Annotated in this window: 15 protein-coding genes; 10 read left to right on the top strand and 5 right to left on the bottom strand. The window is 65.7% G+C overall.

The features are described from left to right. The first annotated feature begins 49 nt into the window (after positions 1–49). The 5 genes from AC0CH8_RS07680 (at position 50) to AC0CH8_RS07700 (ending at position 11,257) form a co-directional block, all read left to right on the top strand. Positions 50–2,254, top strand: a complete 2,205-nt coding sequence (locus tag AC0CH8_RS07680) for an autotransporter assembly complex protein TamA (RefSeq protein WP_465239367.1) — start codon at positions 50–52, stop codon at positions 2,252–2,254. Continuing rightward, the gene (locus tag AC0CH8_RS07685; RefSeq protein ID WP_465239368.1) at positions 2,254–6,531 is read left to right on the top strand and encodes a translocation/assembly module TamB domain-containing protein; all 4,278 of its coding nucleotides are present in this window, start codon (positions 2,254–2,256) and stop codon (positions 6,529–6,531) included. Before AC0CH8_RS07680 ends, AC0CH8_RS07685 begins: the two co-directional genes overlap by 1 nt. Positions 6,532–7,020: 489 nt before the next feature. Further along, entirely contained in the window at positions 7,021–8,340 is a 1,320-nt protein-coding gene (locus AC0CH8_RS07690; RefSeq protein WP_465239369.1) for an EAL domain-containing protein, read from the top strand. Between the two features lie 29 nt (positions 8,341–8,369). Then, positions 8,370–10,805 carry an ATP-binding protein gene (locus AC0CH8_RS07695; protein WP_465239589.1) on the top strand — a complete coding sequence of 812 codons (2,436 nt, stop codon included), beginning with the start codon at positions 8,370–8,372 and terminating at the stop codon, positions 10,803–10,805. Positions 10,806–10,864: 59 nt separating this feature from the next. Further along, the gene (locus tag AC0CH8_RS07700; RefSeq protein WP_465239370.1) at positions 10,865–11,257 is read left to right on the top strand and encodes a response regulator; all 393 of its coding nucleotides are present in this window, start codon (positions 10,865–10,867) and stop codon (positions 11,255–11,257) included. Positions 11,258–11,264: 7 nt separating this feature from the next. Here the strand turns inward: AC0CH8_RS07700 and AC0CH8_RS07705 are convergent, their stop codons facing one another. From AC0CH8_RS07705 to AC0CH8_RS07715, 3 genes are read right to left on the bottom strand one after another with little or no spacing between them, the layout of a single operon-like run. After that, positions 11,265–12,209, bottom strand: coding sequence for an aldo/keto reductase (locus AC0CH8_RS07705; RefSeq protein ID WP_465239371.1), 945 nt, complete (start codon positions 12,207–12,209; stop codon positions 11,265–11,267). Then, on the bottom strand, positions 12,206–12,382 hold the full coding sequence (locus tag AC0CH8_RS07710) for a hypothetical protein (RefSeq protein ID WP_465239372.1): 177 nt from the start codon (positions 12,380–12,382) through the stop codon (positions 12,206–12,208). The genes AC0CH8_RS07705 and AC0CH8_RS07710 overlap by 4 nt, the downstream gene beginning before the upstream one ends. Before the next feature lie 7 nt (positions 12,383–12,389). Further along, positions 12,390–12,737: a hypothetical protein gene (locus AC0CH8_RS07715; RefSeq protein WP_465239373.1), complete on the bottom strand. Its 348-nt coding sequence runs from the start codon at positions 12,735–12,737 to the stop codon at positions 12,390–12,392. A gap of 128 nt (positions 12,738–12,865) precedes the next feature. On the opposite strand from AC0CH8_RS07715, the gene AC0CH8_RS07720 reads away from it, so the two are divergent. The 4 genes from AC0CH8_RS07720 (at position 12,866) to metH (ending at position 18,564) form a co-directional block, all read left to right on the top strand. Next, positions 12,866–13,807: an ArsR/SmtB family transcription factor gene (locus AC0CH8_RS07720; protein ID WP_465239374.1), complete on the top strand. Its 942-nt coding sequence runs from the start codon at positions 12,866–12,868 to the stop codon at positions 13,805–13,807. Beyond that, complete coding sequence (gene metF / locus AC0CH8_RS07725; protein WP_465239375.1) at positions 13,804–14,745, top strand: methylenetetrahydrofolate reductase [NAD(P)H]; 942 nt, start codon at positions 13,804–13,806, stop codon at positions 14,743–14,745. The genes AC0CH8_RS07720 and metF overlap by 4 nt, the downstream gene beginning before the upstream one ends. Further along, positions 14,742–15,788: a homocysteine S-methyltransferase family protein gene (locus AC0CH8_RS07730; RefSeq protein WP_465239376.1), complete on the top strand. Its 1,047-nt coding sequence runs from the start codon at positions 14,742–14,744 to the stop codon at positions 15,786–15,788. The genes metF and AC0CH8_RS07730 overlap by 4 nt, the downstream gene beginning before the upstream one ends. A 103-nt stretch (positions 15,789–15,891) precedes the next feature. Continuing rightward, on the top strand, positions 15,892–18,564 hold the full coding sequence (metH, locus tag AC0CH8_RS07735) for a methionine synthase (protein WP_465239377.1): 2,673 nt from the start codon (positions 15,892–15,894) through the stop codon (positions 18,562–18,564). A 131-nt stretch (positions 18,565–18,695) separates the two neighbouring features. On the opposite strand, the gene AC0CH8_RS07740 is transcribed toward metH, so the two are convergent. Continuing rightward, a complete protein-coding gene (locus AC0CH8_RS07740; RefSeq protein ID WP_465239378.1) occupies positions 18,696–18,950 on the bottom strand; it encodes a hypothetical protein in 255 nt (84 codons plus the stop codon). Between the two features lie 367 nt (positions 18,951–19,317). Here AC0CH8_RS07740 and AC0CH8_RS07745 point away from each other — a divergent pair, with 367 nt between their 5' ends. Further along, positions 19,318–20,244, top strand: a complete 927-nt coding sequence (locus tag AC0CH8_RS07745; RefSeq protein WP_465239379.1) for a right-handed parallel beta-helix repeat-containing protein — start codon at positions 19,318–19,320, stop codon at positions 20,242–20,244. Positions 20,245–20,357: 113 nt separating this feature from the next. On the opposite strand, the gene AC0CH8_RS07750 is transcribed toward AC0CH8_RS07745, so the two are convergent. Continuing rightward, positions 20,358–22,004 carry an alkaline phosphatase family protein gene (locus AC0CH8_RS07750; protein ID WP_465239380.1) on the bottom strand — a complete coding sequence of 549 codons (1,647 nt, stop codon included), beginning with the start codon at positions 22,002–22,004 and terminating at the stop codon, positions 20,358–20,360. Positions 22,005–22,028 lie beyond the last annotated feature (24 nt).

A 22,028-nucleotide genomic window follows, 5' to 3' on the forward strand; every position in this document is an offset into this window, starting at 1 on the left:
TTCTGTGTTCAGTGTGACTGCTCGTTCTCGTCGACATTATTGGTTGGCTGTGTCGCTCGTCGCGTCTGCGCCCGTGACGGCCCAACTGTCGCAACCCGGTGTCGCGCCCGCTCGCGGACCGGATGCGCCGAAGCCATCGACAGACCAGTCCCCGGTATCCACGACGCCCGGTGCCGTTCCACCGGCGGATCAGGGCGATCCGAACGGCAACGCGCCGATCGTACCCGAGGCTGAGTTCGACGCGGCGCTGCCGCCGCTGTCCGGCGACATCAATTCGCCGCTGGAGCCGATCGGCGGTATGACCACCCCGCCGGCGGCCGGAACGGCGCCCTCGACACCGCTGCCTCCACCGACCACGAACCAGCCGATCGCGACCGGCGACACGCTGCCGACGGTTGGACCGGAAGACCCGGAACTTGCCCGTCCCCTGCCGCCGATCGGCAGCTTCGACACGACACCGCTGGAAACGGCCGTCACCGCCAATCCCGATACGCCCGAAGTCCGATATGAGACGACGGTCAACGGTCTCGACAAGCTGCAGCTAGCCGACGAGTTCAAGTCGTTGTCGGCGCTGAACGAAGGCGACGGCAAGGCCGCGAACACGGCGCAGATCAGCGCGAGGGCGCGTGAGGACGAAGCACTGGCGGTGCGGCTGATGCATTCGCTGGGGTATTACGACGCCACCGCGCTGTCGACGGTTGAGTCGGTGCCGAACACGCCCGGCCGATTCCGCGCCGTGATCACCGCATCGCCGGGGCGCCTGTACACGTTGTCGTCGGTGACGATCCTCGCCGATCCGGTGATCCCGGACGACCTGCTCCGCCGCAACCTGCCGCTGAAGGTCGGCGACCCGATCGAGGCGGCGCGGATTCAGGGCGCGGAGGCGAATGTGAGCCTCGTTCTGCCGCAGCAGGGCTATCCCTTCGTCAAGGTCGGCGATCGCGACATCTTGCTGGAGGATCAGGCCCCGAAGGCGACGGGGGCCTACACGTTGCCGGTCGATACCGGGCCGCGCTCGTCGTTCGGCAAGCTGACGACGACCGGCGACACGGTGTTCGGCGTCGACCACCTCAACGTCTTCCCGCGCTTCAAGGAAGGGCAACTCTACGACAATCGCCTGACCGACGACCTGCGCGACGCGCTGGTCGCGACCGGGCTGTTCAACAGCGTCGCGGTCGAACCGCAGCGCACTGGCCGCGCTGGACCTGACGGTACCGAGGAGGTCGACCTGCTCGTCCGCCAGTCCAAGGGGCCGGCGCGCACGCTGGCCGGAACCGCGGGCTATTCCACGGGGCAGGGTACCCGGCTGGAGGGAAGCTGGCAGCATCGCAACCTGTTCCCGGACGAGGGCGCGCTGATCGGCACGGTCGTCGCCGGCACGCAGGAACAGGGTGCGGGCGCGACGTTCCGGCGGTCCAACGCCGGGCGGCGCGATCGGACCTTCTCGATCATCGCCAATGCCAGCCATCAGAATTACGACGCCTATGAAGCGTTCATCGGCACGCTGGCGGTTCGCTGGAGCTACGATTCGACGCCCATCTGGCAGAAGAAGTTCACCTATTCCTACGGCGTCGAACTGACGGGCACGAACGAAGACGTGTACGACTTCGACCTGAATCGCCGTCGCCGGGGTACTTTCGGGATCGCGGCTTTGCCGGGGCAGGTGGTGTTCGACCAGTCGGACAATCTGCTGAACCCGACTCGCGGCTATCGCCTGAAACTGAACCTCAGCCCGGAAACGTCGGTGCGCGGCGGCGTGCGGCCGTACGTGCGGACGATGGTGGAGGGCACCTACTACTACCCGGTCAGCCCCAGCCTCGTGATCGCCGGCCGTGCGCGCGCCGGGTCGATTCAGGGCATCGACCGTGACGATCTCGCACCGTCGCGGCGCTATTATGGCGGCGGCGGCGGGTCGGTCCGCGGCTACGGGTTCCAGCGGCTCGGGCCGTTCGAGCCGATCAACCCGGCCGAGCCCGATGCGAAGCGCAATCCGGTCGGCGGGCGCAGCCTGAACGAGTTCGCGGTCGAGGCGCGCTACCGCTTCGGCAATTTCGGCATCGTGCCGTTCATCGACGCGGGCAACAGTTACGAGGACTCGCTCCCGACCTTCTCCGCGCTGAAGTTCGGCGCAGGGATCGGCGGGCGGTTCTACACCAATTTCGGGCCGTTCCGCATCGACGTGGCGACGCCCCTCAATCCGCGGCCGGGCGACGGCAAGGTCGCGCTGTACATCTCGATCGGGCAGGCATTCTGATGGCCGAGGATACGCCCGTGACGCAGCCGTCCAGCGCCTCCACTTCCTCCACTTCGCACGAGGTGGTGATCGAACGCCGGCCGCTATGGCAACGCATCCTGAAGTGGCTGGGGATCGCGATCCTCGGCCTCATCGTGCTGGTGTTGCTGGTATTGTTCGGCATCAACACCGATCCTGGCCGGCGATTCGTCGCCGACCAGATCGGCGGCTACACGACGGCGTCCGGGCTGAACATCAAGGTCGGGCGGATTGACGGGTCGCTCTATGGCCAGATGACGCTGTCGGACCTGCGCGTCAGCGATACGCAGGGTGTGTTCCTCGACAGTCCGAAGCTCGCCGTCGACTGGCGTCCGTTCGCCTTCGCCAGCAATCATGTCGACGTGCGCTCGCTGGAGGCGGGTACCGTCACGATGCGGCGCAACCCGGTGCTGAAGCAGACGCCGAGCGATCCCAATGCACCGCTGCTGCCCGATCTCGACATCGACGTGAACCGTCTCAAGGTCGGTCGCTTCGTGCTCGCCGCGCCGGTGACGGGGCAGGCACACATCCTGTCGATCGATGGCGTCGTGCATATCGCCGACCGGCGCGCGCAACTGCTGGCGAATGCCGCCGCGTTGCGTGGCCCCGGTGTGGCCGGCGGCGATCGGCTGGCGCTGAAGATCGATGCAGTGCCGGATCGGAACACGCTCGATGTCGATCTGAAGCTTCAGGCTCCGACCGGCGGCGTCGTCGCGACGATGGGCTCGCTGAAGCAGCCGCTGACCGTGTCGGTGGATGGTCGCGGCAGCTGGGCATCGTGGCAGGGCCGCGCGCTGGCGACGCTCGGCGGTGGACCGCTCGCGAACCTGAACGTGACCGCAAAGAACGGTCACATCGAAGTGCGCGGCACCACCCGCCCCGGCCTGTATCTGGAGGGCCCGGTCGAACGGCTGACGGCACCCGACCTTCAGGTGGCGATCGACACGACGCTGAACGATCGCAAGGCGGACACGCGCATGACGCTGAAGTCCGACGCGTTGGCGGTGGATGCGGGTGGCTTGCTCGACCTCGCGAACAGTCGCTTCGGGAATTTCGCGGTCAATGCCCGGTTGCTGACGCCGGGTGCGATCGCGCCGAATCTGCGCGGCCGCGACGTGAACGCGCGCGTGGTGCTGGACGGGTCGTTCGCGACGCCGACCGTGGACTACAAGATCTCCGCGGCGGCGATTGGATTCGGCGAGATGGGCGTCGAGAACCTCTACGCCGAGGGTCTTGCCCGCGTGAACAGCGACCGCATCCTGGTGCCGGTGAACGCTCGCGCGCGCCGCGTCGTCGGGCTGAACGCGGCAGTGGGCGGGCTGGCGAACAATGTCCGCATCAATGGCGACTTCGCGATCTCGATGCCCAACATCCTGTCCGATAACCTGCGCATTCGTTCCGACTACATAGACGCCACAGCGATCGTCGTCGCGAACATGCAGACGGGCCGGTACACGGGTGCGCTGAAGGGGCGCGTCAACAACTATCGCGTCGATTCCGTCGGCATCCTCAACATCACCACCGACGCCAAACTGGTGCCGGGTCCGAACGGCGGTTTCGGCATCACCGGGCGGGTGGCGGCTCAGACGACGCAGCTGTTCAATGACGGTGCCCGCAACTTCCTCGGCGGCAATGCCGTGGTGCGCGCCGACATCGGCTACAGCCCCGAAGGCGTCGTGACGTTCCGCAACCTGCGGATGAACGCACCACAGTTCCGCATTACCCGCGGGCAGGGGCGGTTCGACCCCAAGAACGGCGAGGTGGCCATCGATGCGGACGCGTTTTCCACCCAATATGGCCCGTTGTTCGCTCGCATCACCGGCTCGGCGACTTCGCCCGTCGTGGTGCTGCGCGCACCACGCCCGGGTGTCGGTGTCGGATTGGTCGATTTGAACGCCCGAGTCGTCGGCCGGGGTGGTGCCTATGCCGTCACTGCGAGCGGCGGCACCAACTATGGCCCGTTCACTGCCGACGTCCTGGTGCGACCGGGGGCACAATTGGCGGTCGACGTCCGCCGGGTGGTGTTCGCAGGGATCACCGCCAATGGTCGGGTCGTCCAGACCGCGGCGGGGCCGTTCGCGGGTGCGCTGCTGTTCAACGGGCGCGGCATGAACGGCAACGTCAAGCTCGCCAATCAGGGCGGTTATCAGCGTGCCGACGTCGCTGCCCGCGCCTACAACGCGACGGTGCCGGGTCAGGTCGACTTCACAATCGGCCGCGCGATCGTCGATGCCAGCGTCGTGGTGTTCCCGAATGCGCCGCAGGTGATCGCGGACGTGCAGCTTGCCGATACGCGTTACGGTCCGACCGTCATCCAGTCCGCACGGGCGAAGGTGAACTATGTCGGCGGACGCGGGAGTGCACAGGCGCTGCTGACCGGATCGAACGGCGTGCCGTTCCGCGTGGCGATGAATGCCCGCCTCAGCCCGAACGATTATCTCGTCGCGCTGCAAGGGATGGCCAACAGCATCACCTTCAAGACCGCGAATCCCGCCCGGATCCGTGCGGATCGTGGCACGTACCGGCTCGCCCCGACCCGCATCGACTTCGGCGCAGGGCAGGGTGGCGGTGCGGGTGGCTCGGTGCGGCTGGCGGGCGCGTACGGTAGCGCCACGACCGCGCAGGTCCGGCTCGACCGTCTCGATCTGTCGATCGCCTCTGCGTTCGTACCGAACCTCGGCGTGTCGGGAACGGCGACGGGCAGCCTCGACTATGCGCAGGCTTCGGGCGCGTCCTTCCCGACAGCCGACGCGCGGATCACCGTGTCGCAGTTCCGACGGACCGGATTGGCGGCGATTTCGACGCCGGTTGACGTAGTGTTCGCGGGTCGTCTCCAGGGCGACGGCGGCGAGGCACGCGCGCTGGTCAAGAGCGGACCGACCGTGGTCGGTCGCATGCTCGCGACGCTCCGGCCGCTGCCACCGGGCGCGGGGTCATGGATGACGCGGCTGATGTCCGCGCCACTCGCGGGCGGCATCCGCTATAACGGTCCGTCCTCGCTGCTGTTCTCCTTCGCGGCGTTGCCGAACCAGCAGCTGACCGGTCCGATTGCGGTGGCGGCGGATTTCGGCGGGCGGGTGTCCGCACCGCGGCTCAACGGATTGATCCGCGCCGACAACCTCACCTACGACAACGAAACCTATGGTACGCGACTGTCGCGGATGCAGTTGGCTGGGCGGTTCAACAACGATCGGTTGGAGATCACGACGCTGAACGCCCGTGCCGGTGACGGCACGGTGCAGGCCAAGGGCTCGATCGGGCTGGCGGCGGATAGCGGCTATCCGATCGACCTGACCGCGACGCTGGACAATGCGCGGCTTGCCAACAGCGACGCGCTGGCGGCGACAAGCAGCGGTACGGTGCGGCTGACGAACGGGCCCCAGGGCGGACTGATCCAGGGCGAGCTGACCATCCCCAACGCGCGCTACCAGATCATTCGACAGGGTCAGGCGGAGGTGCCGGAGTTGACCGGTATTCGCCGCCGCAGCCAGATCCGCATCGCGCGGCCGACCGACCGGCCCGTGCCGGCGACACCGCCGGGGCTGTTCAAGCTCGATCTGCGGGTGCGAGCGGAGAACCAGCTGTTCGTGTCCGGCATGGGGCTGGAGTCCGAATGGGAGATGGACCTGCGCATCGGCGGCACGTCGGCAGCACCGGTCATCACCGGCGGCCTCGATCTGGTCCGTGGCACCTATTCGTTCTCTGGCAAGCGCTTCGACGTAAACCGCGGGACGATCCGCTTCCGCGGCGGCGCGCTGACCGATCCGGACATCAACATCCAGGCGACGACGACGACCGACGGGATTACCGCCGTAATCAACGTTACGGGCACAGGTCAGCGTCCGCAGATCAGCTTCACCTCGACCCCGAACCTGCCGCAGGACGAGGTGCTGAGTCGCCTGCTGTTCGGGACGAACCCGGAAAATCTGTCGGCGACGGAGGCGATCCAGTTGGCCTCGGCCCTGAATTCACTGCGCGGATCCGGGGGCGGCGGACTCAATCCGCTCGGCAAGCTGCGCTCGGCGACCGGATTCGATCGCCTACGCGTCCTCGGGGCGGACGAGGCGACCGGCCGCGGGACGAGCCTGGCAGCAGGCAAGTACCTGACGGACAACATCTATGTCGAAATCGTGACCGATGCGCGCGGCTTCACTGCGACACAGTTGGAGATCGCCCTGACCAAGGCGCTCAGCCTGCTGACCTCGACCGGATCGTTCGGCGGATCAAGCGGCAGCCTGCGCTATTCGAAGGATTATTGATGGGCCGGGCGGTGCGAAGGCGCTGCCCGTTGCTCGCAATGGACCACGCATCAGCGATGCCCGCGATCGAAGCGACCGCGCTTTTCCCTGTCGATGTGATTAGCGCTCGAGGCCGTCACAGCGGCCGAGCATGCGGTACCCAAAAAACACCGCGGTCAGATGTCGCACCTAAGCGCAGGCGCTAAGAAGTTCGGCCCGGTCTTGTCGTCAATCGACGCAAGACCGGGCCGATCTCGTTACCAGGGCTTGATGCCGTCGACGTGGATCAGCGCGAGAATGAAACGCAGCATGTTTTGTCTCCCAAAAGCGCCTCGTTGGGCGCTTCGCCGAGGTTAATGCACGTTTCACCATTGCACAACCGGTTGCAGCGGTGGTTGCGACGACCGGAGATGAAGCTCGGCTTAACGCAATTTTCATGAGCTGCCTTCTAGGTGGTTGCTAGATGAAGCGCGCATTCCCTCTTGCGGCGGCTGCGACCGCGACCCGGCAGTGAGCGAGTTCGTCTCCCCCACGCCGATCCGTCGTGCCGATGGCGGTACGCCGATGCCGACCAGCTTGGCCTCGGTAACCGACTGTTGTTGCGCGTTGATCGTTCTCACGATCTCCAATCTTCCGATCCTTCGCCGCCATGTCGGTATCGTGCGCGCGAATATGTTGGCCGAAAATATTGCCCTCCGGGTCGCTGAACTCGTGCCCGATGCCGTCATCGTCACCGCCGGCCGGGACCGCGTCGAAGTTTCCCTGGCGAGCGTACAATTTGAGGCGGTGGAGACCATCGTCGCACGCCTCGACGCGGCGTTCGAGGCGGCTTTCGACGTCGATGGTGAACCCTACTCCATAGAGCTGGTGCTGGGCTCCGCGACGCTTCCGGTGACCCTCCATGACGACGTGCGCCTGCTCGACGAAGCAGAGCGCGCGTGTGAAGCGGCGCGAGAGACACGTGCGCCGGTGGTGCGGCATCTGGCGCGGGGTACGACACCGCCTGATCGCGCCAGCCTTGGGCGCGACCTGCGGGATGCGATCGGCAAGGGTGAACTGTTCCTGCAATATCAGCCCAAGCTGCATCTTCGCCGCCAAGTCGTATCGGGCGTCGAGGCGCTGATCCGCTGGCGCCATCCCGTGCGCGGACTGGTCATGCCGGGCGACTTCATCGCACTCGCGGAAGAGTCGCACGACATCGTCGACCTGACGGTCTGGACCATCCAGCAAGTCATCAAGGATCAAAGGGTGCTGGCCGCAAGGGGCCATGACATTCCGGTCTTCGTGAACATATCCGGCGTCCTGTTGTCCGACGCTCGCTTCGTCCGCCGCGCCTGCGCGCTGATCCAGAGCAGCGGCGTGAAGATCGGCTTCGAGATTACCGAGACTGCGGTGATCCGCGATCCGCAGAGCGCGATAGGGCATCTCAAGAGGTTCGCGGACATCGGCATCGTCATCGCCATCGACGACTATGGGGCAGGTTTATCGTCGCTCGCCTATCTGAAGCAGTTGCCTGCCAGCGAGTTGAAGATCGACAAGCTGTTCGTGACCCAGCTGACCAGTTCCAACCGCGACCCGCTGATCGTCCGATCCACGATCGACCTGGCGCATGCGATGGAGATGGAGGTGGTCGCCGAAGGCGTGGAGACGGCATCCGCGTTAGCGCTTTTATCCGTGATGGGCTGCGACGTGGCGCAGGGCTTCCTCATCAGTCGGCCTATCGATCTGCCGATCCTGCTGGAGTTCCTCGCGCGGGATCAGGCGCGCGTTTTCGTCAGCGCTCCGGCCAAGTTGCTGAACCTGACAACGGGTCATCGGCGCGCATCATGATGTTGCGGGCCCTATTCGCAGCGGTGCTGATGACCGTCGCGATGGTCGCGGATCAATCGCCCGCTGTTGCAGCGCCAAGGGTAACCGCCACCCAATCACCACAGTCTGATGCGGCCGCGGTGGCGGCGACCGATGTGGATCGAGCCAAAAGGTTGATGCTGGCTGATGCATCATCCGCGCGAGAAGTGGCGATCCGTGCAGCGGCACAGGCTCGTCGAGCATCCGTCAACCCGGTGACTGGCATGACGTTGGCAGCAGCCTTGTGGCTCCAGGCCGAAGCCAGTTATCGATTGGGTGAGGAGGAACGCGCGACAGTACCACTCGACGCAGCCTTCCATTTGGCTCGCCGGTATGGTCCAAAAACGCAATTGATGGGCGATATCCTAATGACCCGGGGATCGCTTCATGGTGCGCGGATCGAGCCTGCAGGAGCCCTTAAAGACTATCAGGAAGCTTTTCGTATATTTGGTGGTGTGCATAACACGCGTAGCCAAGCCATCTCGTTATTATTGATCGCGACACTCTACAGCGATGCAAAAGACAGCCATGGCGCACTTCGGTACCTGAAACAGGCGCTCGATCTGTATCAAGGTGATGCGGGATTGATGATCGCCCTGCGGAACGGTCGGGCCGCAGCGTTGCAGGAGATGGGTCGGCTTGATGAAGCGTCTCAGCAATTCAAGCTGGCAATGGATGCTGCCGATGAAATCCGCAGTCCGGCGTCTCGTGTGCGCTTGCTGGTCAACATGGCTCGGAACCAACTTAAACGGGGCAAAACAGAGCAGGCTGCGCACACGATAACAGAAGCCAATGCGATCAGCATCAGCGGTGACGGTGCCGGTTGGCGTCCGCAAGTCCTGGCCGTGGCGGCACAGGCTGCGTTGCAGCACGGCGATCTGCCGGGCGCGGCGCGGCTGATCGACCGCAGCTTCGCGGGCGTCGACCTTCGCACGACGACGCTCAGTCTTCGGGAGCCGCACGAGACAGCCTATACGATCTATCGCCGGATGGGGCGCGCCGACCTCGCCCTTGCGCATCTGGCGGCGATGAAGCGGATCGACGACGACGCTACCCGGCTCGCCACGACGACCAGCACCGCGCTGATGGCCGCGCGCTTTGACTTCACTAATCAGGAACTGCGCATCGCGACGTTGCGCGGGCAGGAATTGCAGCGTCGTATCGAGCTGGAACAGACGCGTGCCAGTACGCAGCGGACGATCTTCTATGGCGGCGCCGGCGCCGCTGCGATCATCGTCGGACTGCTCGTCTTTGCGCTGGTGTCGATCCGTCGCAGCCGTGACGAGGTGCGCGCGGCCAACGCCGAACTGGGCGAGAGCAACGAAGCCCTGTCGCGCGCACTGGCTGCAAAGACCGAGTTCTTGGCGACGACCAGCCATGAGATCCGCACGCCATTGAACGGCATTCTGGGCATGACGGAGGTGATGCTGTCCGACCCTGCGCTCGCGCCGCTGATGCGTGATCGGTTGGGGGTGGTTCACGGTGCGAGCATGACGATGCGAGCGCTGGTCGACGATATCCTGGATGTCGCGAAGATGGAGACGGGGAACCTCACCATCGAGGAAGCCGCTTTCGACCTTGCCGCTACCCTCGTCGAAGCAAGCCGCCTCTGGGAGGAGCAGGCGCGCACGAAGGGCGTGAGCTTCGTGGCGCAGCTCGACGACTGTCCGGGCTGGGTGATCGGCGATGCGGCACGGACGCGGCAGATCGTGTTCAATCTTTTGTCGAATGCGCTGAAGTTTACCGACGCGGGGCAGGTCAGGCTGATCGCGACCGGAACGGGTGAGGCGGTCGCGATCACCGTGTCCGACACGGGCATCGGTATCCCGCCGGACAAACTGGGCCAAATCTTCGAGTCATTCCGTCAGGCGGATGCCAGCACGACGCGGCGGTTCGGCGGCACGGGATTGGGCCTGACGATCTGTCGCAAGCTTGCACGAGCGATGGGCGGAGACGTCATGGTCAGCAGCGAGCCAGGCAACGGTGCAACCTTTACCGTTACGCTCCCGCTCCGAGCCGCTCCGGCGCCCGCTGACTGCGTCAGCAGCGAACTGGCACGTCCCGATTTTCTGGTGGTCGAGCGCAACCCGATCGCCCGCGCGATGTGGACGTCCTTGCTCGCGCGTCATACCGGGCCCCTCGCCTATGCGGCCACGACTGCCGAGGCGGTCACCCTGCTGCAGCAAGGCGGCGTCCGACGGGTACTGATCGACGACGCGACGGTGGATGCCGATCTGCAGCAGGTGACGCGGATCGCCGCCGCTGCTGGCCTCGCTGAAACGACATTGCTCTGGAGAAACCCCGGAGATGTAAGGGCGATAGCCGACCACACCGGTGCAACCCGCGTCGTGCCTCGACCAATCGCGGGCGCAGCGTTGATCGCGAAAATATTCGTCGCACAAACCATTGCCTCCGGTACGGATCGACTTGTGTCCGAGGCGGCTTGACGCGTATCAAAGCGTATGACCCGATCAACACAGCAGGTACCGCCCGGGTCGGCGGCATCATGAAAGTCCTCTTTATCGAGGACGACCGGATGAACCGGCGCGTCGTTCGCGACATGCTGGATGTCGCCGGTGCGACGATGTTCGAGGCGGAAGATGCCGAACAGGGGCTGGCGATGATCGCCGCACAGCGTTGGGACATGATCCTGATCGATCTGCGAATGCCCGGTATGGATGGCGTGACGGCGATCCAGCACATCCGCGCGCGCGGCGACGACAAGGGACGGGTACCGATCATCGTCGTCACCGCCGATGCCGCGCTCGACCTGCGCGAGCGATGCCTGGCGGCCGGTGCTGACGATGTGATTTTCAAACCGGTGGCGATGGACCAGCTGTTCGAAGCGATGGGTCGGGTCTTGGCCAAGGGTGCGGAGGAAGGCGGCCTGATCGCGTGAGTCGAGGTCAGGCGCCTGCTTCGACGAGCCGCGCAAGCTGCGCCTCGTTCAGCTCCAGCGTCATCGCCGCCAACAGTTCCGGCAACTGCTCCGGCTTCGAGGCGCTGGCGATCGGTGCCGTGACGCCGTCCTGTGCGATCAGCCACGCGAGGGCGATCGTCGCGAGCGATGCGCCGGTTTCGGCCGCGACCGCGTCCATCGCCGCCAGCACGGGTTCGCCGGCGGCCAGCCGATCGCCCATGCGGGCGCCACGAACGCTTTGGCCGAAGTCCTCGGCTTTGCGATATTTGCCGGTCAGAAAGCCCGCAGCCAGACCATAATAGGGCAGGACGCCGACATTCTCGGTGACGCAATAATCCTGCAACTCTCCTTCGAACTTGTGGCGGCTGATCAGGTTATATTCCGGCTGGAGCACATGGTACCGCGGCAACCCGGCAGCTGTCGCGGCGTCGTTGGCGGACTTGAATCGCATCGCCGAGAAGTTGGACGCGCCGAGCACGCGCACCTTGCCCACGTCGATCAGGCTGCTGAACGCTTCCAGCACTGCCTCCTGTGGCGTGTCGTCATCGTCCTGATGCGCATAATATAGATCGATGTAGTCGCTCCCGAGCCGGCGCAGCGAAGCGTCGCACGCGGCGGCGATGTTGGCCGGCGACAGCTTCTCACCGTTCACGGGCAGCATCCCGACCTTCGTCGCAATCTGCACTGCGTGGCGCTTGCCGGACCGCTTCAGCCATTCGCCGATCACGGTTTCGGATTCGCCGCCATCGTGTCCTTCGACCCATGCCGAATAAACATCCGCCGTGTCGATCATCGTGCCGCCACCCGCGACGAAAGCATCGAGCACGGCGAAACTCGGGGCACGATCGGCGGTCCAGCCGAAGACGTTGCCACCCAGCACCAGCGGCGCGATCTTGATGTCGGTGGAGCCAAGGCGGCGCAACAGGGTCATTGTACGTCCCGATCGTTCGTCACGGCATTCAGTTCGACGCTGTTCGCATCGAGCATTGCCGCGGCTTCGTTGAGTTGGCGCGCCTCGTCCGCCGTCACCGTTCCTGGCTGCTCCTCTCCGCCCGAACAGGCGGCGACGAGTAGGGCAGGGGCAATCAGGCCGACGAGGCGCATCCCGGTCTTAATCCTTCAACTTGGCGCCAGCCTTTTCGAGCGCGCTGCCGGTGGCGTCGGCGGCGCGATCGGCACCGTTGCTGATCGCCGCTCCCGTACGGTCGAGGCCGTTCTCGATGCTGTCGCCCGCACGGTCCGCGCCCCGCTCCACGTTCGCACCCGCGTTATCGAGGTTCGCTTCGGCCGAGCCGAGCGCACGATCGGTGGCGGCATCGACGTCGCCCACCGCATTGGCCGTCGTCGCGGCGGTGTCGGCGGCGACGGCGTTGGCGGCTTCCGACGTCTCGTTCTGGGCGTTCTGGCTGCAAGCAGCGAGTGCGATAGCCGCTAGCGCGGGAACGATAAGCTTCTTCATCAGGGTTCCTCCCGTTTCATTGACGCAGGTTACGCGCGTCGAGAGGTCGGAACGCGAGCGAAAGCATTCGGGTCCACGACAATGGCTGATTGACCCCATATAAAGATATCTTTATATCTTGATGCGACATGGTTGACCCACTCGACATCTTTGGTGCTCTTGGCGACGCCACCCGGCTCCGCATCATGGCGCTGCTGCGGCAGATGGAGCTGTCCGTTGGTGAACTGGCACAGGTGCTGGGGCAGAGCCAGCCGCGCGTGTCGCGGCACGTCAAGATCCTGTGCGATGCCGGGCTCGCCGAGCGGCGTAAGGAAGGCAGCTGGGTGTTCGTCGTGCTCGGGCGGGCAGAGATCGTAGCGCCAATCGCTGCGGCGCTGGACACTTGGGGACAGCCGGATAGCGGCACGGACGCGGCGCGACTGGCGGCGGTGCGGGCGGACCGTGCGGCGGCGGCAGCGTCCTGGTTCGAGAGCCATGCGCGTGAGTGGGATGCGATCCGTTCGCTGCACGTCGCCGAGGAACAGGTCGAGGCCGCGATGCAGACCGCGCTGGGCAAGGGCGATGTCGGCACGCTGATCGATATCGGCACCGGCACGGGCCGCATGCTGGAGCTGTTCGCCGGCCGCGCCCACCACGCGCTGGGTATCGACCGCAGCTCGGAAATGCTGCGGCTGGCCCGCGCCAAGCTGGAAGGCGTGATGAATGCGGAGTTGCGGCAGGCCGATCTTTACGCGTTGCCGGTAAACGACGAGGCGGCGGATGTCGCGATCCTGCATCATGTGCTGCACTTCGCGCAGCAGCCGGGTGCCGCAATTGCGGAAGCGGCGCGGGCGTTGGGGCCGGGCGGGCGTTTGTTGATCGCGGATTTCGCAAGCCACGATCGCGAGGAATTGCGGACGCGCGACGCGCATGTCCGGTTGGGATTTTCGGATGCCCAGATCGAGGGTTGGTTCGAGACGGCGGGGCTGACCCCGGCGAGAACGGACGTACTCGACGGCGGGGAACTGACAGTGAAATTGTGGCTGGGGCAAAAACCCGGCGTGCATCTGCGTGAGGTGAAGGCAGCATGACGATCTCGGTCAACCAGCTCGCGGAGGCGCGGTGCGCGCTGGAATCGCCGCTTTACGCGGATGTCGGCGGCGATCTCGACGTGTCGTTCGAATTCTTCCCGCCGAAAAACGAGAAGATGGAGGAGCAGCTCTGGGAGTCGGTTCGGACGCTGGAGCCGCTGGGCCCCCGCTTCGTGTCGGTCACCTACGGCGCAGGCGGAACCACGCGCGAGCGGACGCATGCGACGGTAGCGCGTATCCAGCGTGACACGTCGCTGGCGGCGGCGGCGCATCTGACCTGCGTCGAGGCGACGCGTGACGAGATCGATCAGGTCGCCGAGGAGTATTGGGCGGCGGGCGTGCGCCACATCGTCGCGCTGCGCGGCGACTCGCCTAAAGCGGGGACGAAGTTCGCCAGCCATCCGGGCGGGTACGAGAACGCGGCGGCGCTCGTCGCCGGGTTGCGCAAGCTGCACCCCTTTGAAATCTCGGTCGCAGCCTATCCGGAGAACCACCCGGATTCTGCGGATGCGGCGGCGGACCTCGACAACCTGAAGCGCAAGCTGGACGCGGGCGCGCACCGTGCGATCACGCAGTTCTTCTTCGAGCCGGAGACGTTCTTCCGGTACCGCGATGCCGTCGCCGCCGCGGGTATATCGGCGGAGATCGTGCCGGGGATCATGCCGGTGTCGAACTTCGCCAGCGTGCAGCGGATGAGCGCGATGTGCGGCACCGACGTACCGGCGTGGATGGGTCGGCTTTTCGACGGGTTGGATGCGCACCCGGCGGCACGGCAGCTGGTCGCGGCGACGGTGGCGGCGGAATTGTCGCGGCGGCTGTATGCGGGGGGATGCAAGCAGTTGCACTTCTACACGCTCAACCGCGCGGAGCTGGCGTTCGCGATCTGCCACCTGCTTGGCGTGCGTGCTCAGGCTAGGGCGCAGGAGGTGGCGGCGTGAGCATCCGTCAGGCGTTCCTCGCCGAGGCGGCGAAGCGTATCCTCATCACGGACGGCGCGTTCGGGACGGAGATCCAGAACTGGAAGCTGTCGGAGGAGGATTATGCCGGCACGCTGGGGCTCGCGCACGACCAGAAGGGCAATAACGACATTCTGGCTATCACGAAGCCGGAGGTGCCGGAGACGATCACGCGCGAATATCTGGACGCGGGATCGGACATCGTGTCGACCAACACGTTCAGCGCGAACATCATCTCGCAGGCGGATTATGGTGCCGAGCATCTGGTCCGCGACATCAACATCGAAAGCGCGAAGATCGCGCGGCGGCTGGCGGATTTATATGCCGCGCGCGACGGGCGTCCTCGCTTTGTGGCGGGGGCGATCGGGCCCACGAACAAGACGCTGTCGCTGTCGCCGGACGTCAACGATCCCGGCTATCGCGAGATCGACTTCGACTATCTGAAGCAGGTGTATCGCGAGCAGACCGACGCGCTGCTGGAGGGTGGCGTCGACTTCATTCTGATCGAGACGGTGTTCGACACGCTGAACGCCAAGGCCGGGATCATGGCCGCGATCGAGGCGGGCGAGGCGTTGGGCCGTGACGTGCCGATCATGCTGTCGATGACTCTGACCGACCTGTCGGGCCGTAACCTGTCCGGGCACACGGTCGAGGCGTTCTGGCATGCGGTGCGGCATGCGAAGCCGGTGACGATCGGGCTGAACTGCTCGTTCGGGGCCGAGCAGCTTCGCCCGCACGTGAAGACGCTGTCGGAGATTTGCGACACGTTGATCATGATCTATCCGAATGCGGGCCTGCCCAACGAGTTGGGCGCATATGACGAGGCACCGGCGACGACGGCGGGGCTGGTCGGCGAATGGGCGATGGCGGGGCAGGTCAACGTGCTGGGTGGATGCTGTGGCTCCACGCCGGCACATATCAAGGCGATGGCCGACAAGGTGCGCGGCCTGAAGCCGCGCGTGCCGGGCGCACCGCCGGTGCAGACCAAGCTGGCGGGGCTGGAGCCGTTCACGATGGCGGCGTGACGCTTGTTTGCGTCACCCCAGCGAACGCCGGGGTGTCGTGCCGCGAAGGGCACGCTGTGTAACTACGAGATTCCGGCGTTCGCCGGGATGACGGGAATTTGAAGTGACCAACTCCGCCACCCAGTTCGTCAACATCGGCGAGCGAACGAACGTTACGGGTTCTGCCCGGTTCAAGAAGCTGATCATGGCGGGCGACTACCCGGCCGCGGTCGAGGTCGCGTTGCAGCAGGTGGAATCGGGCGCGCAGGTGCTCGACGTCAATATGGACGAGGGGCTGCTCGACGCCGAATACGCGATGACGACGTTCCTGAAGCTGATCGCGGCGGAACCGGATATCGCCCGCATCCCGTTCATGGTCGATTCCTCCAAGTGGAGCGTGATCGAGGCGGGGCTGAAGTGCGTGTCCGGCAAGCCGATCGTCAATTCGATCAGCATGAAGGAGGGCGAAGAGCAATTCCTGGCCCAGGCGAAGAAGTGCATGGCGTACGGCGCCGCGGTCGTCGTGATGGCGTTCGACGAGGTCGGTCAGGCGGATACGCAGGCGCGCAAGGTCGAGATCTGTGAGCGCGCCTACAAGCTGCTGATGACGATCGGTTTTCCGCCAGAGGACATCATCTTCGATCCCAATGTGTTCGCGGTGGCAACGGGGATCGAGGAGCATAACAACTACGCGGTCGACTTCATCGAGGCGTGTCGCGAGATCAAGGCGCGCTGCCCGCATTGCCATATCTCTGGCGGACTCTCGAACCTGAGCTTTTCGTTCCGCGGCAACGAGCCGGTGCGGCGCGCGATGCACAGCGTGTTCCTGTACTATGCCATTCCCGCAGGCATGGACATGGGCATCGTCAATGCTGGCCAGCTCGACGTGTACGATACGATCGATCCCGAGCTGCGTCAGGCGTGCGAGGACGTCGTTCTCAACCGCGATCCGGAGGCGGGCGACCGGCTGGTCGCGCTGGCGGAGAAGTATCGCGGCACCGATGCGGCGGCGGAAAAGCAGGCGGCGGAGTGGCGCAGCCTGCCCGTGACGAAGCGGCTGGAATATGCGCTGGTCAAGGGCATCGACGCGCATGTCGTCGACGATACCGAGGAATGCCGCCAGCAGTTCGCACGGCCGATCGAGGTGATCGAGGGGCCGTTGATGGACGGCATGAACGTCGTCGGCGACCTGTTCGGATCGGGCAAGATGTTCCTGCCGCAGGTCGTGAAATCGGCCCGCGTGATGAAGAAGGCGGTGGCGCATCTGCTCCCCTTCATTGAGGCGGCGAAGGAGCCGGGTGCGAAGGGCAAGGGCAAGATCGTGATGGCGACCGTGAAGGGCGACGTTCACGACATCGGCAAGAACATCGTCGGCGTCGTGCTCCAGTGCAACGGCTTCGACGTGGTCGATCTGGGCGTAATGGTGCCGTGGACAAAAATCCTCGAGGCGGCGAACGAGAACGACGCCGACATGATCGGGCTGTCCGGCCTCATCACCCCGTCGCTGGACGAGATGGTGACGGTGGCGGAGGAGATGAAGCGCGCAGGCATGACGATGCCGCTGCTGATCGGCGGCGCGACCACGTCGAAAGTGCATACCGCGCTGCGCATCTCGCCGGCCTATGACGGGCCGATCGTGCACGTCCTCGACGCCTCGCGCGCGGTGGGTGTCGCGACGACCTTGGTCAGCGATACGCAGCGCGATGCCTATGTCCTCGATATCGCGGCCGAATACGAGAAGGTGCGCGTGGCGCGTGCGGGCAAGGGGCAGAACGACCTGCTGCCGCTCGCCGAGGCGCGCGCGCGTGGGTTGAAGGTCGACATGGCGCTGAAGGCACCGCCGGCGGCGCAGCCGGGCGTGCATCGGTTCGACGACTGGGACCTCGCCGATCTGCGCGGCTATATCGACTGGACGCCGTTCTTCCGCGCATGGGAACTGGCGGGCAATTTCCCGGCGATCCTGACCGACGAGGTCGTCGGCGAAAGCGCGAGCGGGCTGTACGAAGACGCGCAGGCAATGCTCGACCGGATCATCGCCGAGAAGTGGCTGACCGCCCGCGGCGTCGCCGGGCTGTGGGCCTGCCATCGCCACGACGATGATGTCTGGGTCTATACCGAACATCGCGAATCTCATCGCAGCCCGGATGGCGCGAGCATCCCCGACGGCTTCCACATCCCCAACCTCGATCGCACGCAGGAGGCGACGGTGCGGCTGCCGTTCCTGCGCCAGCAGATCGCCAAGCGCGAGGGACGCGCCAACATGAGCCTCGCCGATTTCATCGATCCGGCGGGCGACTGGATGGGCGGCTTCGCGGTCGGCATCCACGGGATCGAGCCGCATCTCGTGCGCTACAAGGCTGATCATGACGATTACAACGACATCCTGCTGAAGGCGCTGGCGGATCGTCTGGCGGAGGCGTTCGCGGAACGGCTGCACGCGCATGTCCGCACCGATCTGTGGGGTTATGCGCAGGGCGAGCAGTTGACCAACGAGGCGCTGGTGCGCGAGCAGTATCGCGGTATCCGTCCGGCGCCGGGCTATCCGGCCTGTCCCGAACACTCGCTGAAGCGCACGCTGTTCGATATGCTGGATGCGGAGGCAAATACCGGGCTGGAGCTGACCGAAAGCTTCGCGATGTTGCCGACCGCTGCCGTCAGCGGCTTCTATTTCGGACATGCCGAGGCCGAGTATTTCGGCGTGGCGCGGATCGGGCAGGATCAGGTCGCAGACTATGCGACACGGCGCGGCGTCGATGCGCGTCAGGCGGAACGCTGGTTGCGTCCGAACCTGGACTAACAAGCGCTTTGTCCGTTCGAGGGCAAAAAGCTCCCCTCCCTGTTCAGGGAGGGGGAGAGGTTATGGCGAGAGCGTGACCTCTCCCGCCAAGCGGGATGTTCGGGAACCGGGTTGCGGCGGTACGATCGGCGTTACTTCGCCTTCACCGTCACGCCGTGGGCCGCCCACGCCTCGACCGTCTGGCACAGCGTCGCCGGCAGCGACTTGTCTTTTGCCACGATCGGGCTGGTCGAGCGCGGCATGCACAGCTTGGCGTCAGGGTTGGCGATGACGCTGGCGGGCACGATGACGACCGGTGTCTTGGCGGCGGCGATGGCGGGCATCGCGAGGCCGACGACGAGAGCGGCGGCGGTGACGATCGAGGCAAGAGGGCGTTGGGCGAACATGACGATGATCCCTGTGATATTGGCGCCGCCCGTTCTGGCGACATCGACATCACTGCACTAGTCGTGCCATACACTAGGTACGAGCAATATCAATGACTTAGCCGGCAGGGGACTGGTGTGGATTGCATGAAGATGGCGTAGATTGCCGATCGATGGCGGTTGCAGCTGTCGACAGGGTGGCGACGGGTTACGTTCAGGGTTGCAAAGAAGACTGATCCGCCGCGAGGTAAGCCCGACGATGCGTCCCGGCGTGGCACGAAGCCACCGGTCGGTAACGAACGCGACACGGCGACCCGTACGTTAACCGCGTTTGTGGCTGGCGGCAGCGGCATGGGGAGGCGCAGGGCGGGACGAAAGGATTTCCCTGATGCGTCCCACCCTCTCTCTTGCCCTGCTGCTGGCGGCTCCAGCCGCGGCGCAGTCGAGCGCGCCGTTCACGATCGCCGAAACCGGGCAGGGGTTCGCAACCCTTCAGCAGGCCGTCGATCAAATCCGCGACGGCAGCGGCACGATCGTTGTCGCGCCCGGTCGTTACAAGGATTGTGCGATCCAGGCGGGGGGCGTCATCACCTTCCGCGCGGTGACACCCGGCACCGCGGTGTTCGAGGGGGGCGCCTGCGAAGGCAAGGCGACGCTGGTGTTGCGTGGACGCGGCTCTCGCGTCGAGGGACTGGTGTTCCGCGGCATTCGCGTCGCGGACGGCAACGGCGCGGGCATCCGGACCGAGATCGGCGACCTGACCGTCAGCGACTCGATGTTCCTCGATAGTCAGGAGGGGATCCTGGGTGGCCATCCCAGCGGCCAGACGATCACGATCGATCATTCGACCTTCGCCGGGCTAGGCCAGTGCGAGGAGACGCCGAGCTGTTCGCACGCGATCTACCTCGCCAACAAAGGTCGCGTGACGATCACCCACTCCCGATTCGAACGCGGAACGGGCGGACATTACGTCAAGCTGCGCGTGCCGACCGTGACGATCACCGGCAACAGCTTCGACGATACCGCGGGACGCAAAACCAATTACATGATCGACCTGTCCGAGGGTGCGACCGGTCTGATCGCGGGCAACACCTTCGTACAAGGGCGCAACAAGGAAAACTGGTCGGGGCTGATCGTAGTGTCGGCGGAGGCGAAGACCTACGCGTCGACCGGATTGCGCGTGGAGGACAACGACGCCCGCCTATCGCCCGGCGAGACGCGCAGCCCGGCTTTCGTGGCGAATGCGAGCGGCCAGAAGCTGGCAGTCGGTGCGAACCGGCTGGGGCCGGGGTTGCGCGCATACGAGGCGCGGTGAATCCTCCCAGACGGGGGCCACGGAGCGGTGGAGGGCCGGCCGCGGCAGGCATGGCCAGTGGCTGTCCCTCCGTCACGCCTGCGGTGCGCCACCTCCCCGGTCCGGGGAGGATTTTAGCGGGAACAGATATCCGCTGGGCCCGGATCGAGGTCTAGGCAGCGCCCGTCCTGTCCGGCGACCTTCAGCCCGATCGTGGCCGCCAGAGTCGGCATGATGTCCACCGTTTCCACCGACAATGGCTGTTCGAAGCCGGTCATGCCCTTGCGCCAGAACAGGATCGGCACCCGGCGATCGTAATCCCACGGGCTGCCGTGCGTCTCGACATGATAGGCGGCGGGCACCTCGATCGAGGTGACACGGGGCTTCAGGAACACGAGAAGGTCGCCGGAGCGCTGCGTATCGTACGACGCGCGCGCCTTTTGCAGGAGCGTCCATGTCTCCGGCGCGCCGCTCGGCATCGGCGTCGCCGCGACCTCTTTGGCGTCGTATGCACCCGCGACCTGCGGCATCGCGCGGTAGCGGCGTAACGCCTCCGCCAGCACGCGCGGACGCTCTCGCGTGGGCAGGTCGGAGGACAGGTACACGTCGCCTTCGCTGCCGAGCAGAACCGGACCGGCAAGCTTCAGGTCGCGGCCGATCGCCGCGCCGAGCGCCTTCGCCTGCACCTGCGGATCGATATGCGCCTCCATCGGCATCGCGCGCTGTTGCTGCCGCTCGGTCATGTCGTGCGCGCCGTGATCGGCGGTCAGCATCACCTCGTAATCGACGCCGGTCGCATCGAGCACGGCGAAGAAGCCCGCCAGCGCCTGGTCGAGCTGATCCATCTGGATGCACATCTCGGTGCCCTGCGTGCCGCGCGAATGGCCGATATAATCGGTCGCGGACAAGCCGACGGCGATGATGTCCGCGGCGGGGCCGGCGCCCAGCTTCATGTCCTGCACCAGCCCGGCGGCCATCGCCAGCACCGCCGCGTCGGAGGCGGGGGAAGCGCGGAACGCCTTCGCGTCGCCCGCCGCGCGTTCGAACCGGCCCTGCCCGAGCGTCTGATCGCCGACCGTGATCGGCCGGTCGAGCGGCTTGCACCAGCCGGGCAGGGGCAGCGCAGCTTGCGGCTGGGCGAGCAGTGCGGCGACCGCATCGCGGGTGCGCTGCACGACCGGCGGCACGGCGCGACCGGCGTAGGAGACATAGGTCTTGCCGTCCCACCACCAGAGTTCGTCGACCTTGTGTCCGCCCATCATCACGGCCGCACGGTCCTTGCCCGCGACCGACACCACGCGGCTGCGCGGGTCTGCCGCCTTCATACGTTCGCCCAGCGTCGGGACCTTCAGGTGGATGTCGGAGACGGTGTAGCTGTTATGATCGGACCCAGCGACGCTCTCGTCTTCCGAGCAATAGACGGTCTTGTCGGGACGGCCGACACGCTGATCGATCCAGTTGTTGGCGATGATGCCCGTGCTGGCGGGGCGATAGCCGGTCAGGATCGTCGAGTGCCCGGGGCACGTCTCCGTCGCCGCGTGGCTCTGATACCCGGACGGAAAGACGCCGCCGGTCAGCAGCCGGGCGAGGCCGCCGGTGTAATGGTTGCGATACTGGGCGAACAGGTCGGCGGAGAACTGGTCGACGGAGATCGCGACGATCAGCTTCGGCGGGGTCGCGGGGAAAGGGGCGGGGGCCGCGGCGGGGGCGGTCTGGGCCGCGGCGGGTGCGGACAGCAGCAGGAGGGCGGCACACAGGGCGGCGGGCAGGGGCGCTTTCATCGGTCGGGAACGTCCTTGGTACGG

The organism is Sphingomonas sp. AC435 (assembly GCF_979253005.1).

Excerpts from the sequence above, each read along its gene's own strand:
- AC0CH8_RS07695 (WP_465239589.1), top strand. The coding sequence starts at position 8,370 with ATGACCGTCGCGATGGTCGCGGATCAATCGCCCGCTGTTGCAGCGCCA.
- AC0CH8_RS07685 (WP_465239368.1), top strand. The coding sequence starts at position 2,254 with ATGGCCGAGGATACGCCCGTGACGCAGCCGTCCAGCGCCTCCACTTCC.
- AC0CH8_RS07750 (WP_465239380.1), bottom strand. The coding sequence starts at position 22,004 with ATGAAAGCGCCCCTGCCCGCCGCCCTGTGTGCCGCCCTCCTGCTGCTG.
- metF (WP_465239375.1), top strand. The coding sequence starts at position 13,804 with ATGACGATCTCGGTCAACCAGCTCGCGGAGGCGCGGTGCGCGCTGGAA.
- AC0CH8_RS07745 (WP_465239379.1), top strand. The coding sequence starts at position 19,318 with ATGCGTCCCACCCTCTCTCTTGCCCTGCTGCTGGCGGCTCCAGCCGCG.
- AC0CH8_RS07710 (WP_465239372.1), bottom strand. The coding sequence starts at position 12,382 with ATGCGCCTCGTCGGCCTGATTGCCCCTGCCCTACTCGTCGCCGCCTGT.
- AC0CH8_RS07720 (WP_465239374.1), top strand. The coding sequence starts at position 12,866 with ATGGTTGACCCACTCGACATCTTTGGTGCTCTTGGCGACGCCACCCGG.
- AC0CH8_RS07705 (WP_465239371.1), bottom strand. The coding sequence starts at position 12,209 with ATGACCCTGTTGCGCCGCCTTGGCTCCACCGACATCAAGATCGCGCCG.
- AC0CH8_RS07700 (WP_465239370.1), top strand. The coding sequence starts at position 10,865 with ATGAAAGTCCTCTTTATCGAGGACGACCGGATGAACCGGCGCGTCGTT.
- AC0CH8_RS07740 (WP_465239378.1), bottom strand. The coding sequence starts at position 18,950 with ATGTTCGCCCAACGCCCTCTTGCCTCGATCGTCACCGCCGCCGCTCTC.
- AC0CH8_RS07715 (WP_465239373.1), bottom strand. The coding sequence starts at position 12,737 with ATGAAGAAGCTTATCGTTCCCGCGCTAGCGGCTATCGCACTCGCTGCT.